We start from the raw sequence: 16,562 nt of genomic DNA, 5'->3' as shown, positions 1-16,562 counted from the left end.
GGAAGGAATTCGGGAGACGGACGATCACCGTCCAGTCCACACTCGATCCATGACGCGACAGGTCCAGGGGACGGCGGTGGCCTGGCGTCCGTCGATCGCCGACCTCCTGATGTCGTACGCCGCGTCCGGCCGTCTCGGGTTCACCGAGGTCGTCGCCGAGAACCTCTCAGTCGAACGGCTTCCTCCGGCACTGACCTCGCTCGGCGTGCCCGTGGTCATGCACGGGGTCACGCTCGGCCTCGGCGGGGCGTCCGAGCCGTCTGCCGAGCGCCTGGCTCATCTGGCCGGGCTCGCCGAGGCGCTCGACAGCCCGTTCGTGTCCGAGCACGTCGCCTTCGTACGCGCCGCCGACTCCCCTTCCGACCTCCACGGCGACGTCTTGGAAGCCGGGCATCTGCTGCCGCCACCGCGCACGCGGGAGTCCCTGGACGTGCTGTGCGAGAACGTCCGACTCGCCCAGTCGGCCCTCCCCGTCCCGCTCGCCGTGGAGAACATAGCGGCCCTCTTCACCTGGCCCGAGGACACCTATACGGAGCCGGAATTCCTCACCGAGCTCGTCGAGCGCACCGGCGTAGGGATCGTCCTCGACGTCGCCAACCTCTACGCCTCCGCGACCGCCCGCGGCACGGACCCGGCGGCCGAGCTCCGACGCTTCCCGCTCGACGCAATTGCGTACGTCCATGTGGCCGGCGGCATCGAACGCGACGGTCTCTACCTCGACACCCACGCCCACCCCATGCCGCCGCCGGTGCTCTCGCTCCTCGAGACCCTGGTCGACGCCTACGCCGGGCGAGACCTGCCGGGCATCATGCTCGAGCGCGACAGCGACGTCTCACCGGAGACGGTCGCTCCGGAGTTCGAGACTCTGACAAGAGCAGTCGGTCTGGCTGCGTCGAGGAGCTGACATGGAACTGCTCATCGGACTCGTGTTCCTGGGGATCATCGCGGTGGTCGTCGTCGCGGTGGTCCTGACGATGGCCTTCGGCCACAGCAGCCTGCACCGCAACAGTCGGCGGCGCCAACAGCGCAGGCGACGGCACGGTGCCCCGATCCACCGCGGGCACGACGGGGTCACCTGGGGCGCAGACACCAGCTTCGACTGCTCGTGGTCCGGCGCCCAGGGCGGAGACGGCCACTCGGGCGACGGCCACAGCTCGTCCTCCTGCAGCAGCGCGTCATGTGGCGGCGGAGGCGGCGGCAACTGACGCCGATGACCCGGTCAGGCCTTCGGTAGATCGGCCCCGCCGGTCACCGGAGCCTGATGCTCCGGGAAGGTGGACTCGGCCGAGACCTCGTCGACCAGCGTGGTGCGGCCGAAGGCCTCGCCGAACGGCGTCAGGTGCACCGAGCGCCGCACGATCTTGGCGAACTTCACCGAGTGCAGCGCCTCGAGCACGTCGGGCTGGGCCTCGAGGACCTGGTATTCCAGCGGGTCGGGCAGCGGCTCCTTGGAGAACCACACCAGCCCGAGCCGGAACAGGTTGTTGAGATAGGCCGGCACCCGGTCCGGATAGCGCACACCGCTGCGCCCCGCGATCATGTTGAGACCGGGCGCGATCATGGTGCTGCCGACGAGGCCCGCCGGCCCACCGGTGCGAATGTCCACCGAGGGCTGCGGCCCGGCCTGGAGCAGGTAGAGCAGCATCCGCGCCTCGTCGGGCGCGAGCTCGTCGAGGATCCGGGCGTACGCCGGGTGCCCCTGCTCATCGGCCCAGACGTCGCGGGACCGGTCGAGCAGCTCGGCCCCTCGCCGGCGCAGCACCGGCAGAGAGTCCTCGGACGCTTCGGCCTCTCGCGTACGGGCGAGCACGACATCGCGGCCGGCTGCCTCGTAGTCGGCGTCGGAGAGCTCCATCACCTGGTTCGAGCTGGGCAGGATGATCCGGGCCGCGGTGCCGGCGACGATGCCCACGGCCTCGGCCGTCTCCCGCGCCAACCCCGCGCGTACGTCCTGGTCGACCATCGCCCGAGCGACCCGGATGCCGGCGCGGCTGGAGGTGCGCAGACCCCACCCGGCCGTGTGCCAGGCAGCACCCGCCGCCACCCTCGCCAGGCCGGGAGCGGTGCCGGCCACGGCGGAGGCGGTCGGGATGACCTTGCCCAGGAGACTCATGTCGGAAAGATTAGAAGGTGAAGGAAGCCGCCCGCGAGTCCCATGATCGCGCCGTGGGCGTAGAGCATCCATTCGTCCTCCTTGATCGCTGACCTCATCATGTCCACGAAGTCGCCCGGTGGAAGCTCCTTGGTGCGCCGCGCGACCAGGTCACGGATCTTGTCCGCCTGGTGACGGCTGAAGCCGGGATCGCGGAACGGCACCAGCGTACGATCCGCGGCCTCGTTGGCGACCGAGGTGCTGATCCGATCGAACCGCTCCGAGCCGAGCGCTATCCGCACCGCACCTCGGTAGGGCCCGGCCGCCCTGTCCACCGCGGGCATCAGCGCGTTGATCAGAAGCTTGCGCGTTGCGTCGCCGCGGGGGCCGTCGAGCAGGAAGTCGCCGATGCGCTCGAGCGTGATCACGTCGGTGGCGATGATGTCGGCGTAGACCTCCGCGGCCTGCTCCTGGCGGCGCGGGAAGAGGCCCTGCACCTTGATGCCGAGGATGCGCCGCGGCTCGGCGGGCTCGAAGATCAGCCACATGCCGAGCAGGTTGGTCACCCAGCCGACGACCACGCCGAGCACCGGCAGCAGCCACCACACGTGGAAGGTCTGGTCGACCAGCGCCACCGGGATGCCGAGCAGGAAGCCGAAGATGAAGCCGAAGGCGACCATCAGGTTGAGCTCGCGCTGACCGAAGTCGCGGAAGATCCTGACCACCAGGGCGGGGTTCTTGCGGAAGTGGTCGATGACCATCAGCTTCGGGTCGAGCAGCTGATCGATGTGTACGCCGATGTCGTCGGTGACCTTGTGCACGATCGAGGGGAGCTGTGCCTGAACCCTGACGGCGATCGCATCCTTGACCGGCCGCGGCAGGTCGCGCCAGAGCCGGGGGTGCTCGCGCATCATGATCTGCTCGACCAGCTCGGGAACCTCCGGGCGGAAGGTCTCCACGATGTGCGTGGCGATCTCCGAGGGGCCGAGCTGCTGGTAGAAATCGCTGGGCGTGCCGAGCTTGGCGATCGCCTTGTCGACGGCGATCGAGCCCATCTTCGCGGCCCGTGCGGGGATGATGCCCTGCCAGCCGATCCCACCCTGGGCGAAGCCCGGGACCTCCTGCAGCTTGTGCGGCAGCACCCTGGTCAGCTCGCGCAGCCCAGGGACCTGGAACCCCTTGAAGGCGAGCGGGGAGAAGAGCATGTAGAGGCCCGACCAGTTGATCAGCCAGCCGATCACACCGGTGAAGATCGGGATGGTGATCAGCGAGAGCCAGTGGACGTGGGCAGCCCAGTCCTCGAACCAGCTGACCAGCGAGTCCTGCCACTCCGGCGACATCCGAGCTCCTTCCGCCAGAGTTCCAGACCGTCAGTATGCGTACCCTACCCACAGGCGAACGCAATCACCCCGAAGCGTCTGCTATTCGGTTGAGGCTTCCGTCGCCGCGCCGGGCGGGATCTCATGGCTCGGCAGCCGGTCGAGATCCTCGACGTCGGCGAAGCAGGCTCGGGCGAAGTCCTGCCCGAACGGAGTCAGGTGGATCGAGCGCCGCTTGATCCGGGCACCACCCTTGGCGTGGAGAGCCGCGAGTACGTCGGGTTGCGCCTCGACCACCTGGTAGCGGATCAGCTCGCTGACCGGGTCATCGGACTGCCAGACCAGGCCGAGCCGGGTCAGGTTGTTGAGGTACTGCGGCACCAGCGACGGGTAGCGCACGCTGGCCTGCGCCCCGATCATGGTCAGGCCCCGGGCGATCATCCGCGCCCCGCGCAGATGGCCGATCAGGCCACCCTCGACCACGTCGACCGCCGGCTGCGGGCCGTCCTTGAGCATCAGCACCAGGATCCGAGCCTCGTCGGGAGCCAGCTCGTTGAGGATGCTCACGAAGGCCGGGTGGCGCTCGTTCTCGTCCCATACGTCGCGCGAGCGGCGCAGCAGCTCCTCGCCGGTCCGCCGCAGTCGGTCGGGCTCCGCGCCCGGGGCGACTCCGTTGACCCGCGCGGCACGTCCCTCCATCGCCGCCTTGGCACTCTCGGCGGCCGGCAGCGCGAATCGTTCCAGCAGACCGGTGACCGGGTTGCCCGTGGCGACCCGCTTCGCGAGGGCGGTCACCTGGCGGGCGTTGGTCGCCACGTCCTCGGTGAGCCGGACCGCCTCGTCGGGGTCGACGACCGCCTTCGCGACCCGCCCCACCCCTCGTGCGTACGTCCTCAGACCCCAGCCCGCGGTGTGGGCGACCGTGACCGCGGAGATCCTGAGCAGGCCCGGGAGGACCTCCATCGCATCGTCGACGAGACCGCCGCTCGGGGCCGGCGTGGGCATGCGGTGCATCCCCTCGCGGCCCTCGACGAGCTCTTCGGGCGGCTCGATCGAGCGTGGTCGGCGGGCCTCCGGTTCGGTGTTGATGTGGAGGGCGCTCACAACACGTTCCACCATTCGAAGACTGCGACGTGCAGAAACCCGCCCGCCAGCCCCATGATCGCCCCGTGGGCGTAGAGCAGCCACTCGTCCTCCTTGATCGCGGCTCTCATCATCTCAACGAAGGTCTTCGGAGGCAGAGCCCTGCATCGGTCGGCGATCAGCCGGCGAATGTTGCACGACTGCTGCTGGCTGAAGGCGGCGTCGCGCAGCGGGGTGAGGGTGTATTCGACGGCCTGCTCGGCGACCGAGGACCGGATCGCGTCGAACCTCCTGGTCCCGACGGCCACCCGGACCGCCCCGTAGGCCGGTCCGACCGCGGCGTTGACCGCCGGCTCGAGGGCCGCGGCCAGCATCTGCCGGGTGCGGTCGCCGGACGGCCCGTTGAGGAGGTGCTCGCCGATGTGCTCGAGCGTGATCACGTCCTTGGCGATGTGCTTGCCGTAGACGTCGGAGGCCTGCCACTGCCGCCGGGCGAAGAGCGCCTGGATCTTGAACGGTCCGATCCGCCTGGGTTCGGCAGGCTCGAAGATGAGCAGCATGCCGAGCAGGTTGGTCGTCCAGCCGACCAGCACACCGAGGATCGGCAGCAGCCACCAGATGTGGAAGGCCTGGTCGACGACGGCGACCGGGATGCCGAGCAGGAAGCCGAAGATGGCACCGAAGACGACCATCATCCGCAGCTCGCGGGCCCCGAAGTCCTTGAAGATCCGCACGATGATCGAGGGATCCTTCTCGAAGTTCTCGATCACCATGATCTTCGGGTCGAAGATCTGGTCGATGTGGTTTCCGATCTCGACGGTCACATCACCGACGACCTCGGGGAGCCGATCCTGGACCCGCTGGATCACGACCGTACGCAGCGGCCGCGGCAGATCACGCCAGAACCGGGGATGCTCACGCCACATGATCTCGTCGACGAGCAGCGGGATCTCGGGACGGAACACGTCGACGATGTGGGCAGCGATCTTGTCCGGCTCGAGCTGCTCGTAGAAGTCGCGGGCGGTCGCCATCTGCGACAGCGCCCGGTCGACGGCGATCGAGCCCATCTTCGCGGCCCGCGCCGGCACGATCCCCTGCCAGCCGAGCCCGCCGCGCAGGATGCCCGGGATCTCCTGGACCTTGCGCGGCAGCGAGCCGGCGATCTGCTTGAGCCCCGGCACGGTGATCCCGTGGAAATGGATCGGGGAGAAGAGCATCCACAGCCCCGACCAGTTGATGAGCCAGCCGATCACGGCGGTGAAGATCGGAACCGACCAGAACTCGAACCAGTTGAACTCGCCTAGCAGGGTCAACCCCGCCGAAATGGTGTTAGACACAAGACCTGACCTTCATTTCCTCATCCACGAGACCGCCCCAGGTTCAAGCGGTGTCGTGGTCTCCCTGGCGCGAAGGCTAGTCCACCGTTTGACAACTTGGGGCAAAATGTCCACCGATCACTCAGATAACGATCCAAAGATCGCGCCTGGTTCGACGGGAGCGAGTCGTACGTCCCGGGTGATCATCCCGTTCCGACGGAGGGGGAGCATTCGGAAGACCACCCTGCCATGGACGGCGTCGGCATCGACGAAACCGAAGCTGCGCGAGTCGGTGGAGGCGCCCCAGTTGTCGCCGAGAAGCCAGTAGGCACCCTCGGGGACCGTCAGCCACTCCACCTCGGCACCAGCCTCGGCAGACCAGGCCGGATTCTCGACCACGAAGGTCTCGTCCTCCCCCGCAGGCCGGACCAGCACCCGCGCATCAGGGGAGACCGAAACCCGGTCACCGGGCATCCCGATCACCCGCTTGAGGATCTGCGTGCCGCCACCGAACACAGCACTCGGGGCATCCGCCTCGACGACATCGAAGCGTTCGACCTCGTCGTGGGTCCAGAACTCGAGGAACATCCGGTCGCCGTTCTTCAGCGTCGGCTCCATGCTCGTGCCGTCGACGGTGACGGAGAAGGCGAGCGCGGCGACCACCAGGACCAGCGCGACGAAGGCCGCGATCCCGGCACCGACACCGCTCGCGGCGAGGATCTTCCTCACGGCCGTACGTCCAGCCCGGCGACGGGCACGGCCACCTCGACCAGCTCGACACCACCGTCACCGAACCCACCGAACGAGCCGGCCGGGAGCAGCCGCAGCCACGCCTTGCCTGAGACGTCCGCCACCGGCAGGAAGCCGAAGCCGCGGGAGTCGGTCGAGCCGCCCCAGTTGTCCCCGAGAACCCACAGCGAATCGCGCGGGACCGTCACCCAGGACCCCGACGCAGCATCGCCGTCGTACGTCCCGTCCTCCTCGCAGCACATGTCCACCGCGGTCCCGATCCTGGCCGGCCAGGCAGGGTTGTCGACCCGGTAGACATCTCCGGATCCGGCGGGGCTCACATAGACGACCGGCTTCTCGCCGCCGACGATCGCGACCCGGTCACCGGGCAACCCGATCACCCGCTTGACCACCTGCGCGCCGCCGCCGAAGCGCTCCGGTCCCGGCTCGATGCCTTGGACCAGGTCGAACCGTTCGATGTCGTCGTTGTGCAGCGGGTCGAGCAGGATCCGCTCGCCGGAGACCATCGTCGGCTCCATGCTGCTCCCCTTGACCGCGAACGAGCCGAAGAGCGCGGCGACGACCACGGTCATGACCACGAGAAACGCCACCAGCGCGACCCACCCGACGACCAATGCGGCGACGCCGCGTTCGTCAGCGAAACGAGCGCTCCGAGGTCTTCCGAACACAACCAGACTCTCTTTCGGGCAGGTCGACAACAGCAAGGACAAACCCACGCAAGGATCGCCTCACTAGGTAGACATTTATGGATCAAATGTCCAGATTTGCTTGACCGTAGCACGTGGCGACCGTCACAGTCTGTGATGCCACCCAGGGTATTAGGGACCGTGGGCGGCGCAGTTTCTCGGGTTCATCAGCCCGTGAGGGACGGGTTCAACGAGGGAGACATATGAACAAGATGGGGCATACCAGTCTCGGCCGCTTCGCGGCCGTGACGTTGCCGGCGGCGGTCGTCTCCGCCGGTATGGGGTACGCGATGCTGTCCGGCATGGTCGGAGCGGTCATCTCGTCCACCGGCGGTTTCGACATGAGCACGAGCCTCACCGCCGACGCGCTGAAGATGCGCACCGGCGCCACTGAGATCGGCTCTGCCGGCAACAACCAGGGCACGATCTACGCCCAGACCGAGGGCTCCGTCGCCAACGGGCTCAACGTCGTGACACCCGAGGTCGAGGTGCTCCCGGGCCTGAGCCTCAACCTGGGGATCACCTCGACCGACTCGGCGATCAACCTGGGCGACGTGGCACTCAACGCTGCCTCGCTCAACACGCCGAGCGGCGCCACCATGGCCAACGTGACCCTGGGTCAGTCGCAGGCCGACGCCGGGTTCGACCCGGGCGGCCCCGGCTATGTGGCGGACGGCTTCGCGCTCCAGGCGGCGCAGACCGCCGGCCAGAGCGGGCAGCAGGTGCTGAACAACCTTTCGGCGAAGGCGTACGCAGTGCAGCTCAGCTCGCTGAGCCTCGACAACCTGTCGATCACGCTCAACCCGTAGCACCCCAACTCATCAGCCCGCAGTAGTTGGCGGGCGTTCCGGAGCGCCCGCCAACACCTCTGCCCCAGCCCCGCCGGAGAACCTCATGCCTGACAAGACGCCCATCGATCCCGAAGCACCCACCGTGAGCACCCCAGCCGCCGCCCCCACTCCGCGTGGCTTCAAGGGCTTCCGCCGCACCCGCCCCTTCTGGGGAAGCCTGATCCTGCTGTGGTCGTCGTGGATGATCGGATCCTCGATGCTCTCCAAGCAGCTCGACTTCACGATCTTCGCCGCCTTCGGCGACAGGACCCTGCCCCCGGTGCTGATCTCCTTCACCATGGCCGCCGCGGCGCTGATCGCGATGTTCATGCCGGCGCAGCGGACCTTTCCGGGGATCGTCTCGGTCGCGCTCGCGATCGCGGCGCTCCCGCTGGCCAACCTCGGCGGGCTGATCATCGGCACCGTCGCCGGCATCACCGGTGGCGCCCTGATCGTCGCCTGGACCCCCTACTCCGAGGAGCAGCTGACCAAGATGGCCGAGAAGGACGCCCGCAAGCGCGCCCGCAAGGCGGCCGGCAAGCCGGCCCGGAGCGGAGCGACCGCATGAGCCCACGCGCCCGCCGCTTCGAGCGGCCTGAACCCTGGGGCGAAGAGTCCGGCGTGCTCGGCCTGTGGGGCCGGCTCACCGGCCGCATCTACCGAGCCGCGTACGCCGCCGTCGACCGTGCCGCGGAGCAGTCGGCGCAGATGAAGACCGACGCGGAGTCCGTACGCCGCGGCAGCCGCAAGCGCTCGCTGCCGCTGATGATCGTCGGGAGCGCCGCGCTCGTCGCCATGTTCGGCGCGGTCTCGCAGAACGCCCTGGCGGTCAACTTCACCACTGGGAACGCCAAGTTCAAGCTCTACTCCAACTACCTCGACGCAGAGCACGCCGCGGGCTATCTCGCCCCGACCAGCCGCCAGGGTGCCACCGACTGCGACCCCGGTGTCGCTGACGTACAGACCCAGTGCGGCGTCACCGAGCTCGGCATCCACCAGGCCAAGCTCGCCGGACTGTGCGGGATCGCCACCGAGAACATCCCGCTGGTCGGGAGCTACTCGCTGATGATCACCGCCGGCGACGACATCCCGGACAGCTACAGCGGCAGCACGATCCCGACCGGCACCACCACCGACCCGAGCACGGGCAAGCTGACCGACGGCAGCCTCGGCAACGCGATCTCGGCGACCAACCTGTTCATCAACGCCGACGCGCTCAGCGGCTACGGGAACAAGATCTCCGGCATGAACCTCGGCCAGTCGGCCGAGACCGTCGGCGACTCCGCCGGCCTCACCTTCGAGGGCAACTCCAACCAGCTCCCCAAGGCTGGCGCCTTCGGTCTCTACGCCCGCCAGCTCAACGTCGCCGGCCTCAACGGGAACAGCTACGGACTCAACCTCAAGGGCAACATCACCCTGCCCGAGCTGAACATCAAGGTCGTCCCCGGAGCCAGGACGCAGGCCGACTGCTCATGACCGATTCCAACACCCGGTCGCTGACAGACGACCTCGGCTTCTACACCGACTCCGGACCGGAGAACGTACGCCGCAACCGGCTCGGCGCGTTCCTGGCAGCGGTCCGCGCGTGGTTCCGCGCGTGGCGGCGTACGCGACCCTTCTGGGGTGCGTTGTGGCTGATCGTGGCCGGCGCCTGGATCATCTACTGGATGTCGTTCGACATCGGCATCGCGCTGACCGGCGGCTGGTCGTACTCCGCCGGCTACGTCATGGGCGGCGCGCTGATCATGTTCGGCCTGGTCACCTGGCTGGCACCGCACTACAAGTCGCTCTCGGGGATCGTCGCGTTCCTGATCGCGCTCGGCGCCTTTCCCACGGCCAACCTGGGCGGCTTCGTCCTCGGCTCCGTCCTCGGCATCATCGGCGGCGCGATGGTCTGGTCCTGGGGCGAGAAGAAGCCGCGGCCGCCCAAGCGTGCCACCTCCGGCGGCTGACCGCCGTGTCCCACCAGCTCACCGTCGGCAAGCAACGCCTCGTCGTCGTCACCGCGATCGCGCTCCTCATCATGTCCTCGGCCCTGTGGCCCTCACCCGATGACCGGGCCGAGGCGAACAGCCAGAACAACAGCTATCAGCCGTTCCAGTGCGACCAGCCGGGCAGCAGCAACCCGCAGCAACGACGGCAGGTCGTACCGCTCAAGAACAGTGGCGACAACGGCACCTTCCAGAGCCGCCTCTTCGGGACCCGGATGTTCCCCTGCCTGTCCGGGACGCGGTGGGTCCTGACCGCGGGCGAGCCGAACGGAAGCGGCACCACCAACGTGGCCGCCGACGTGCGCGGCATCTACACCAACAGCAGCGACGGCAACTGCGACAGCAACAAGGGGTTCACCTACTACTACGCCGCCACCGGCAGCATGTGCCTGTTCCAGATCGCCTTCAGCGACCTCGTCTTCCGCAACAACGTCGCCTCGTTCGGCGCTCCGGTGCTCTCCGCGAGATCGACGACGGCACCCGCGCCCAGCGCGAAGGTGGCACACACCCTCCGCATCGCCCCGGACGGTCCGTTCACCGTCGGCGGGCCGGGCGTGAAGACGAACCTGCTCACCACCGGCGACTCCTGGGTGGCGATCCCGTGGAGAACGGTCACCAACCTGGCCGGCCTCCTGATCATCGCGGCCGGTCTGACCACGACCTCGCAGAAGAACACCATCTGCACCGCCGGCTGGAACGGCGACTCGTGCCGACTGAAGATCCGTACGCTCGCCGGCGACGGCACCGGTGGCTGGAACGACCTGGTCACCGCGATCCTCAGTGGCCTGGCGGCCGGCGGTGACTACAACATCCTGGCTGCGAACCTGGAGTTCTACTACCTGTTCACCCACGACAACAATGCGGGCAACGACCCGTACGTCTATCCCCCGGGCGGCACCACGAACCCGCTCAACTCGATCCAGCTGCCCAACACGACGATCACGGTGACGGCGGGATGAGCACGTACGGGACACGATGGCGCCGCATGGCCGCGGCGACGACGGTCGGCTTCGGCCTGCTCGCGGGGATGGTCGCGACGATGGGCTCCTCGGCGTCCGCGGTCTTCAGTCCCACGCTGACGACCAACAACGGCAGCTCGACCTTCTCCTCGACCAACATCCACGCCGCCGACGCGGCCTTCGGCACCTCGCTCGTGCAGACCCAGGCGGCCGCCAGCAGCGGTGGCGACTGGACGCCGGTGCTGCGTGCCGGCTTCGCGAGCGCGACGATGAACGGCTTCTGCCTCTCCCGTGTGGAGGAGGTCGGGATGCTCGGCAGCTACACGATCCGGCTCACCTCCGGGGACGACGACCCGGCGACCAACGAGATCAACGCCCAGATGGCCGTCTTCGACATCACCCAGCTCCGTGCCGCGGCCGCCCCGGGGATCAACCTCCAGGGAGTCGCCCAGATCGGGCTCGCCTCCACCGACCTCACCACCAACCCGGGAAGCGCGCCGTACGCCGCCAACCCGATGGGCCTGCCCCAGGCGTTCGACTCGAGCTGGTACCAGGCCAGCGGCAACGGCGGCCACAACAACGGCCAGGGCTTCACCGGCATCGACGCGACCGTCGCCGACCTCAACTCCGTCTACGGCGACGTCTGGCAGGCCCAGATCGAGGGCGAGGTCACCCTGCCGAACCTGGAGATCGAGGTGCTTCCCGGCAACCAGTCCTGCAAGGCGGCGGCGCAGGCCGGGAGATTCCCGAACTGAAGGCCCCGGCCGCGGAGCTCGCTTGAAAATTGGAAGGACCCGGCGGGTCCGTCTCGGGTCGGCTCCACCGGGTCCGCCGCGTGTGCCCCGACCATATGGGGGTTGGTCCGACACCCGCGGCTTACTCATCAGTATGCGGGTTTCGAACCAACATCGGTTTTACCCGAAATCCACAACTCGCCAACAAATCTGTCAAGCGATCAGTAGGGGACGTGTTAGCCGCGCTGCTGCCTCCGCCAGACCACGATCGCCTGTCCGGGCGGCGCCTCGCGAACCGCGGGAAGCCTGCTGGCCGGGCCCTTCGGTTCGGGGGCTGCGGCCCTCGCCTGGGCGAGCGCCTCGCGGGTCGCGGCCAGCTCGTGCAGCAGCTCCTCGTTGCGCCGGCGCAGGGCGTCGACGTGCTGCTCGAGAGCCAGGATGCGACGCACTCCCTCGATGCCGATGCCGGACGCGGTCAGGTCCGCGATCGAACGCAGCAGCTCGATGTCGTGGAAGGAGTAGCGGCGCCCGCCACCCCCGGTGCGACCGGGGGTGATCAGGCCCATCCGCTCATAGGTACGCAGCGTCTGCGGGTGTAACCCGGTCAGCTCCGCGGCGACGCTGATCACGTAGACCGCGGCATCCGGAGCCGGGCTGCCGAATCCCTCGTTCATCATGACTCCTCGAGAAGAGACGTACGCAGGGGCTTGCCGGCCATCGCGGCCCGATAGGCCTCGACGGCGGCCTTGGCGTCAGCGTCGAGCACGGCCGGGATCTGCACCTCGACTGTCGCGAGCAGGTCACCCACGGTGCCGTCCGAGCGCCGGAACCCCTTGCCGCGGACCCGGAACGTACGTCCGTTGGGGGTCCCCGCGGGGATTCGCAGCGTCACCGGCGAGCCGGACAGCGTCGGCAGCTTGGCCTCGGCACCGAGAGCGAGCTCGTCGAACCCGACCGGTACGTCGATGGTGAGGTTGTCGTCCTTGCGGCCGAAGACGCGGTGGGGCGTGACGTGCACGGTGACGTAGAGGTCACCTGCCGGGCCGCCGTTCTCACCGGCGGCGCCCTTGCCCTTGAGCCGGATCCGCTGACGGTCCTTGACGCCTGCCGGGATGCGCGCCTGGATGGTGCGCGCGGAGGTGCCGCGGCCGGAGCCGTGGCAGGTCGGGCAGGCCTCGTCGTAGATCAGCTGGCGGCCACCGCAGCGCGGGCAGGTCTCGTTCATCGAGAACGCGCCGCCGACGGAGTTGACCACGTAGCCGGCGCCCTCGCACTCCGGGCAGACCCGCGGCCTGGTGCCGGGCTTGCCGCCGGTGCCGTTGCAGTCTGGACAGGCGGCGTCCGAGGTCAGTCGCAGCGAGATGGTCACACCCTCGAGTGCGTCCGTGAACCCGATCGTGGCGCTCGTCTCGACGTCGGCGCCCTTGATCGGCCGAGCCTTCGGGGTCGTACGCCGCCCGCCGAAGCCTCCGCCGGCGCCACCGGCACCGCCGAAGAGGTCGCCGAACATGTCACCGAGGCCACCACCCTGGGCGCCACCGGCGCCGAAGAGGTCGTCGAAGTTGTAGCCCCGGCCGGCACCCGTGCCGCCGAAGCCGCCCGGGAAGCCGCCGGAGGCACCGAGGGTGCGTACCTCATCGTACTTCTTGCGCTTCTCGGTGTCGCCGATGACGTCGTAGGCCTCGGCGACCTTCTTGAACTTCTCGTGCTTGGCTTCGTCGCCCGGGTTGGAGTCGGGGTGGTTGGCCCGCGCGAGCTTGCGATAGGCCTTCTTGATGTCGTCGCCCGAGGCGTCCTTCGTGACACCCAGCTCGGCGTAGTAGTCCTTGTTGATCCAGTCCGGCCGGATCCCGTCGTTCTCAGCCACCTAGCCCCTCCTCCCTTCTTCTCGGTGGCCGAGGCTGTCGATGTCTCGACAGCCTCGACCACCCATCGTTGTCACTCCGGGTCACTCCGGGTCTACGACCAGGACCTGAGCGGCCCTGACCACCCGGTCGCCGATCATGTAGCCGGCCTTGGCGACCAGCTTGACCGAGGTCTCCTCGACCTCCGGGTCGGTGCCCATGTGGCTGAGCGCCTCGTGACGGTTGGGATCGAAGACGTCGCCCGGTTCACCGAACTTCTTCAGGCCCAGGTTGGTCACGATCTTCTCGAGCTGGTCGGCGACGGCTTTGAAGCCGCCTTCGACCTCGCCGTGCTCGCGGGCACGGTCGATGGTGTCGAGCACGTCCACGATCGGAGTGAGCACCTTGTAGGTCGCGTTCTGCGAGACCAGCTCGCGGTCACGGTCGACCCGCTTCTTGTAGTTGACGTACTCGGCCTGGAGACGCTGCAGGTCGGTGGTCAGCTCGGCGACCCGCTTGTCGACCTCATCGGCGGCATCGCCCATGAAGTCCAGCTCGCTGTCGTCCTCGATCACCACGTCCTCCTCGACGGCCTCCTCGTCCGCCTCGTCCTCGGCCTCCTCGACAGAGGCCTCCTCCTCGGCGGCGTCGTCCGAGTCCGAGGCGTCGCCCTCAGGAGCGTCCACCTCGGCGTCCTCGGTCGACTCCTCGATGTCGTCGGTCTCGGGCTGCGGGGCCTCGGAGGTCGTCTCCTCGACGGCCTCGTCCGCCCCGCCGGGGCGGCGCTTCGTCACTTCTTGTCGCCCTCTTCGCCCTCGACAGGCTCGTCGACGATCTCGGCGTCGACGACGTCGTCGTCGGCCTCACCGGTCGCACCGGTGGCACCGCCGGCAGCGGACTGCTCGGCCTCGGCCGCGGCGTACATGGCCGCACCCATCTTCTGCGACGACTCACCGAGCTTGGTGATCGCGGCCTGGATGGCGTCCTTGTCGGCCTCGGTGTCCTCGAGGACCTTCTTCAGGGCGTCCAGGTCGGCCTGCACCTCGGTCTTCACGTCGTCCGGGACCTTGTCGCCGGAGTCGGTGATGAACTTCTCGGTGGTGTAGACGAGGCTGTCACCCTGGTTGCGGATCTCGATGGACTCGCGACGCTTGGCGTCCTCCTCGGCGTACTGCTCAGCCTCCTTGACCATGCGGTCGATGTCGTCCTTCGACAGCGCGGAGCCGCCGGAGATCGTCATGGACTGCTCGCGGCCCGAGGCCTGGTCCTTGGCGGAGACGTGCACGATGCCGTTGGCGTCGATGTCGAAGGTGACCTCGATCTTCGGCACGCCACGCGGCGCCGGCGGGAGGCCGGTGAGCTCGAAGTTGCCCAGCGGCTGGTTCTCCGACCACATCGGGCGCTCGCCCTGGGCGACCTTGATCTCGACGCTCGGCTGGTTGTCGTCAGCCGTGGTGAAGATCTCGGAGCGCTTGGTCGGGATGGTGGTGTTGCGCTCGATCAGGGTGGTGAAGACACCGCCCTTGGTCTCGATACCGAGGCTCAGCGGGGTGACGTCGAGGAGCAGTACGTCCTTGACCTCGCCCTTCAGCACGCCGGCCTGCAGCGCGGCACCGACGGCGACGACCTCGTCGGGGTTGACGCCCTTGTTGGGCTCCTTGCCGCCGAGCAGGCTCTTGACCAGGTCGGTCACGGCCGGCATCCGGGTCGAGCCGCCGACCAGGACGACGTGGTCGATGTCCTTGAGAGCGACGCCGCCGTCCTTGAGGACGGACTCGAACGGCTTCTTGGTGCGGTCGAGCAGGTCAGCGGTGATCTTCTGGAACTCCGCCCGGGTCAGGGTCTCCTCGAAGTGGAGGGGGCCGGACTCACCGTGGGTGATGTAGGGCAGGTGGATGCTCGTGTTCTGCGACGAGGAGAGCTCGATCTTCGCCTTCTCGGCGGCCTCCTGGAGGCGCTGCGCGGCGATCTTGTCGGCGGCCAGGTCGACGCCGTTGGCGGCCTTGAACTTCTCGACCATCCACTTGACGATCGCGTTGTCCCAGTCGTCACCACCGAGGTGGTTGTCACCGGAGGTCGCCTTGACCTCGACGACACCCTCACCGATCTCGAGCAGGGACACGTCGAACGTGCCGCCACCGAGGTCGAAGACGAGGATGGTCTGGTCGTCGCCCTTGTCGAGGCCGTAGGCCAGCGCGGCGGCGGTCGGCTCGTTGACGATGCGGGAGACGTTGAGGCCCGCGATCTCACCGGCCTCCTTGGTGGCCTGGCGCTGCGCGTCGGAGAAGTAGGCCGGGACGGTGATGACCGCGTCGGTCACCGGCTCACCGAGGTAGGCCTCGGCGTCGCGCTTGAGCTTCTGCAGGACGAACGCGCTGATCTGCTGCGGCGTGAAGTCCTTGTCGTCGATGTTCACCTTCCAGTCGGTGCCCATGTGACGCTTGACCGACCGGATGGTGCGGTCGACGTTGGTGACGGCCTGGCGCTTGGCGACCTCGCCGACCAGCACCTCACCCGACTTGCTGAACGCGACCACGGAAGGCGTCGTACGGGCGCCTTCGGCATTCGCGATGACGGTGGCCTCGCCACCCTCCAGAACCGAGACGACCGAGTTGGTGGTCCCGAGGTCGATACCGACGGCACGTGCCATCTTTGCTACCTCCGCTTGTTGAAGCTGTGTGTATGTGGAAATCCGGGGAGCCCCGGAAGACTGGGTGGTCTGCGCCGCCCCAGCGGCTGCCGCCGCCGAGTGTTGCAAACAAGTTGAGTCGAATCAACTCAACTTCGTTCACTGTCCACAACGAAGACCCTACGCCCCCTATTCCAACGCCAGCCAAAAGCAGGCCGAGTCGGCTCATCCTGACCGAAAACTCCGCCGAGTCCGACCATCGTCGGCGGCCACATGTTCTCGCTCTACGCCAAGTCCCGCCTGCACTCCTACGGCGAGATCGTCCAGCC

General features: G+C 68.2%; 18 protein-coding genes. 8 read left to right on the top strand and 10 right to left on the bottom strand.

Annotation, left to right across the window (positions count from 1 at the left end; genetic code table 11):
* Nucleotides 1-49: 49 nt before the first annotated feature.
* Both AB0F44_RS27305 and AB0F44_RS27300 read left to right on the top strand, forming a co-directional pair.
* Entirely contained in the window at nucleotides 50-904 is an 855-nt protein-coding gene (locus AB0F44_RS27305) for a DUF692 domain-containing protein (RefSeq protein ID WP_357360087.1), read from the top strand.
* A 1-nt stretch (nucleotide 905) separates the two neighbouring features.
* Nucleotides 906-1,205: a hypothetical protein gene (locus AB0F44_RS27300; protein ID WP_357360085.1), complete on the top strand. Its 300-nt coding sequence runs from the start codon at nucleotides 906-908 to the stop codon at nucleotides 1,203-1,205.
* Nucleotides 1,206-1,219: 14 nt separating this feature from the next.
* On the opposite strand, the gene AB0F44_RS27295 is transcribed toward AB0F44_RS27300, so the two are convergent.
* From AB0F44_RS27295 to lepB (AB0F44_RS27270), 6 genes are all read right to left on the bottom strand, one after another.
* Complete coding sequence (locus AB0F44_RS27295) at nucleotides 1,220-2,113, bottom strand: Abi-alpha family protein (protein ID WP_357360083.1); 894 nt, start codon at nucleotides 2,111-2,113, stop codon at nucleotides 1,220-1,222.
* A complete protein-coding gene (locus tag AB0F44_RS27290) occupies nucleotides 2,110-3,432 on the bottom strand; it encodes a hypothetical protein (protein ID WP_357360081.1) in 1,323 nt (440 codons plus the stop codon). The genes AB0F44_RS27295 and AB0F44_RS27290 overlap by 4 nt, the downstream gene beginning before the upstream one ends.
* A gap of 81 nt (nucleotides 3,433-3,513) precedes the next feature.
* Nucleotides 3,514-4,515 (bottom strand): Abi-alpha family protein, encoded by a 1,002-nt coding sequence (locus tag AB0F44_RS27285; protein WP_357360079.1) that lies wholly within the window; start codon nucleotides 4,513-4,515, stop codon nucleotides 3,514-3,516.
* Entirely contained in the window at nucleotides 4,512-5,831 is a 1,320-nt protein-coding gene (locus AB0F44_RS27280; RefSeq protein ID WP_357360078.1) for a hypothetical protein, read from the bottom strand. Before AB0F44_RS27280 ends, AB0F44_RS27285 begins: the two co-directional genes overlap by 4 nt.
* A gap of 117 nt (nucleotides 5,832-5,948) precedes the next feature.
* Complete coding sequence (gene lepB, locus AB0F44_RS27275) at nucleotides 5,949-6,539, bottom strand: signal peptidase I (protein ID WP_357360076.1); 591 nt, start codon at nucleotides 6,537-6,539, stop codon at nucleotides 5,949-5,951.
* Nucleotides 6,536-7,150 carry a signal peptidase I gene (gene lepB / locus AB0F44_RS27270; RefSeq protein WP_357360074.1) on the bottom strand — a complete coding sequence of 205 codons (615 nt, stop codon included), beginning with the start codon at nucleotides 7,148-7,150 and terminating at the stop codon, nucleotides 6,536-6,538. Before lepB (AB0F44_RS27270) ends, lepB (AB0F44_RS27275) begins: the two co-directional genes overlap by 4 nt.
* 299 nt (nucleotides 7,151-7,449) lie before the next feature.
* Between lepB (AB0F44_RS27270) and AB0F44_RS27265 the strand changes: the two genes are divergently transcribed.
* The 6 genes from AB0F44_RS27265 (at nucleotide 7,450) to AB0F44_RS27240 (ending at nucleotide 11,781) form a co-directional block, all read left to right on the top strand.
* Nucleotides 7,450-8,055 (top strand): DUF6230 family protein, encoded by a 606-nt coding sequence (locus tag AB0F44_RS27265; protein ID WP_331913797.1) that lies wholly within the window; start codon nucleotides 7,450-7,452, stop codon nucleotides 8,053-8,055.
* A gap of 85 nt (nucleotides 8,056-8,140) precedes the next feature.
* Nucleotides 8,141-8,644, top strand: coding sequence for a DUF6114 domain-containing protein (locus tag AB0F44_RS27260; RefSeq protein WP_357360072.1), 504 nt, complete (start codon nucleotides 8,141-8,143; stop codon nucleotides 8,642-8,644).
* Nucleotides 8,641-9,552: a DUF6230 family protein gene (locus AB0F44_RS27255; protein WP_357360070.1), complete on the top strand. Its 912-nt coding sequence runs from the start codon at nucleotides 8,641-8,643 to the stop codon at nucleotides 9,550-9,552. Before AB0F44_RS27260 ends, AB0F44_RS27255 begins: the two co-directional genes overlap by 4 nt.
* Nucleotides 9,549-10,028 carry a DUF6114 domain-containing protein gene (locus tag AB0F44_RS27250; protein WP_357360069.1) on the top strand — a complete coding sequence of 160 codons (480 nt, stop codon included), beginning with the start codon at nucleotides 9,549-9,551 and terminating at the stop codon, nucleotides 10,026-10,028. The genes AB0F44_RS27255 and AB0F44_RS27250 overlap by 4 nt, the downstream gene beginning before the upstream one ends.
* Nucleotides 10,029-10,033: 5 nt before the next feature.
* Complete coding sequence (locus AB0F44_RS27245; protein WP_357360067.1) at nucleotides 10,034-11,026, top strand: hypothetical protein; 993 nt, start codon at nucleotides 10,034-10,036, stop codon at nucleotides 11,024-11,026.
* A complete protein-coding gene (locus tag AB0F44_RS27240; protein WP_357360065.1) occupies nucleotides 11,023-11,781 on the top strand; it encodes a DUF6230 family protein in 759 nt (252 codons plus the stop codon). The genes AB0F44_RS27245 and AB0F44_RS27240 overlap by 4 nt, the downstream gene beginning before the upstream one ends.
* A gap of 215 nt (nucleotides 11,782-11,996) precedes the next feature.
* On the opposite strand, the gene AB0F44_RS27235 is transcribed toward AB0F44_RS27240, so the two are convergent.
* The 4 genes from AB0F44_RS27235 to dnaK all read right to left on the bottom strand — a co-directional run bounded on the left by AB0F44_RS27235 (nucleotide 11,997) and on the right by dnaK (nucleotide 16,254).
* Complete coding sequence (locus AB0F44_RS27235; RefSeq protein WP_357360063.1) at nucleotides 11,997-12,434, bottom strand: MerR family transcriptional regulator; 438 nt, start codon at nucleotides 12,432-12,434, stop codon at nucleotides 11,997-11,999.
* Entirely contained in the window at nucleotides 12,434-13,627 is a 1,194-nt protein-coding gene (locus AB0F44_RS27230; protein WP_357360062.1) for a DnaJ C-terminal domain-containing protein, read from the bottom strand. Before AB0F44_RS27230 ends, AB0F44_RS27235 begins: the two co-directional genes overlap by 1 nt.
* Before the next feature lie 81 nt (nucleotides 13,628-13,708).
* Nucleotides 13,709-14,398, bottom strand: a complete 690-nt coding sequence (gene grpE / locus AB0F44_RS27225; RefSeq protein WP_357360060.1) for a nucleotide exchange factor GrpE — start codon at nucleotides 14,396-14,398, stop codon at nucleotides 13,709-13,711.
* Complete coding sequence (gene dnaK / locus AB0F44_RS27220; RefSeq protein ID WP_357360059.1) at nucleotides 14,395-16,254, bottom strand: molecular chaperone DnaK; 1,860 nt, start codon at nucleotides 16,252-16,254, stop codon at nucleotides 14,395-14,397. Before dnaK ends, grpE begins: the two co-directional genes overlap by 4 nt.
* Nucleotides 16,255-16,562 lie beyond the last annotated feature (308 nt).

The sequence above is a fragment of the Nocardioides sp. NPDC023903 genome, assembly GCF_040639295.1.
Classification (GTDB): Bacteria; Actinomycetota; Actinomycetes; order Propionibacteriales; family Nocardioidaceae; genus Nocardioides.
This window is presented reverse-complemented; position numbering and strand designations above follow the sequence as displayed.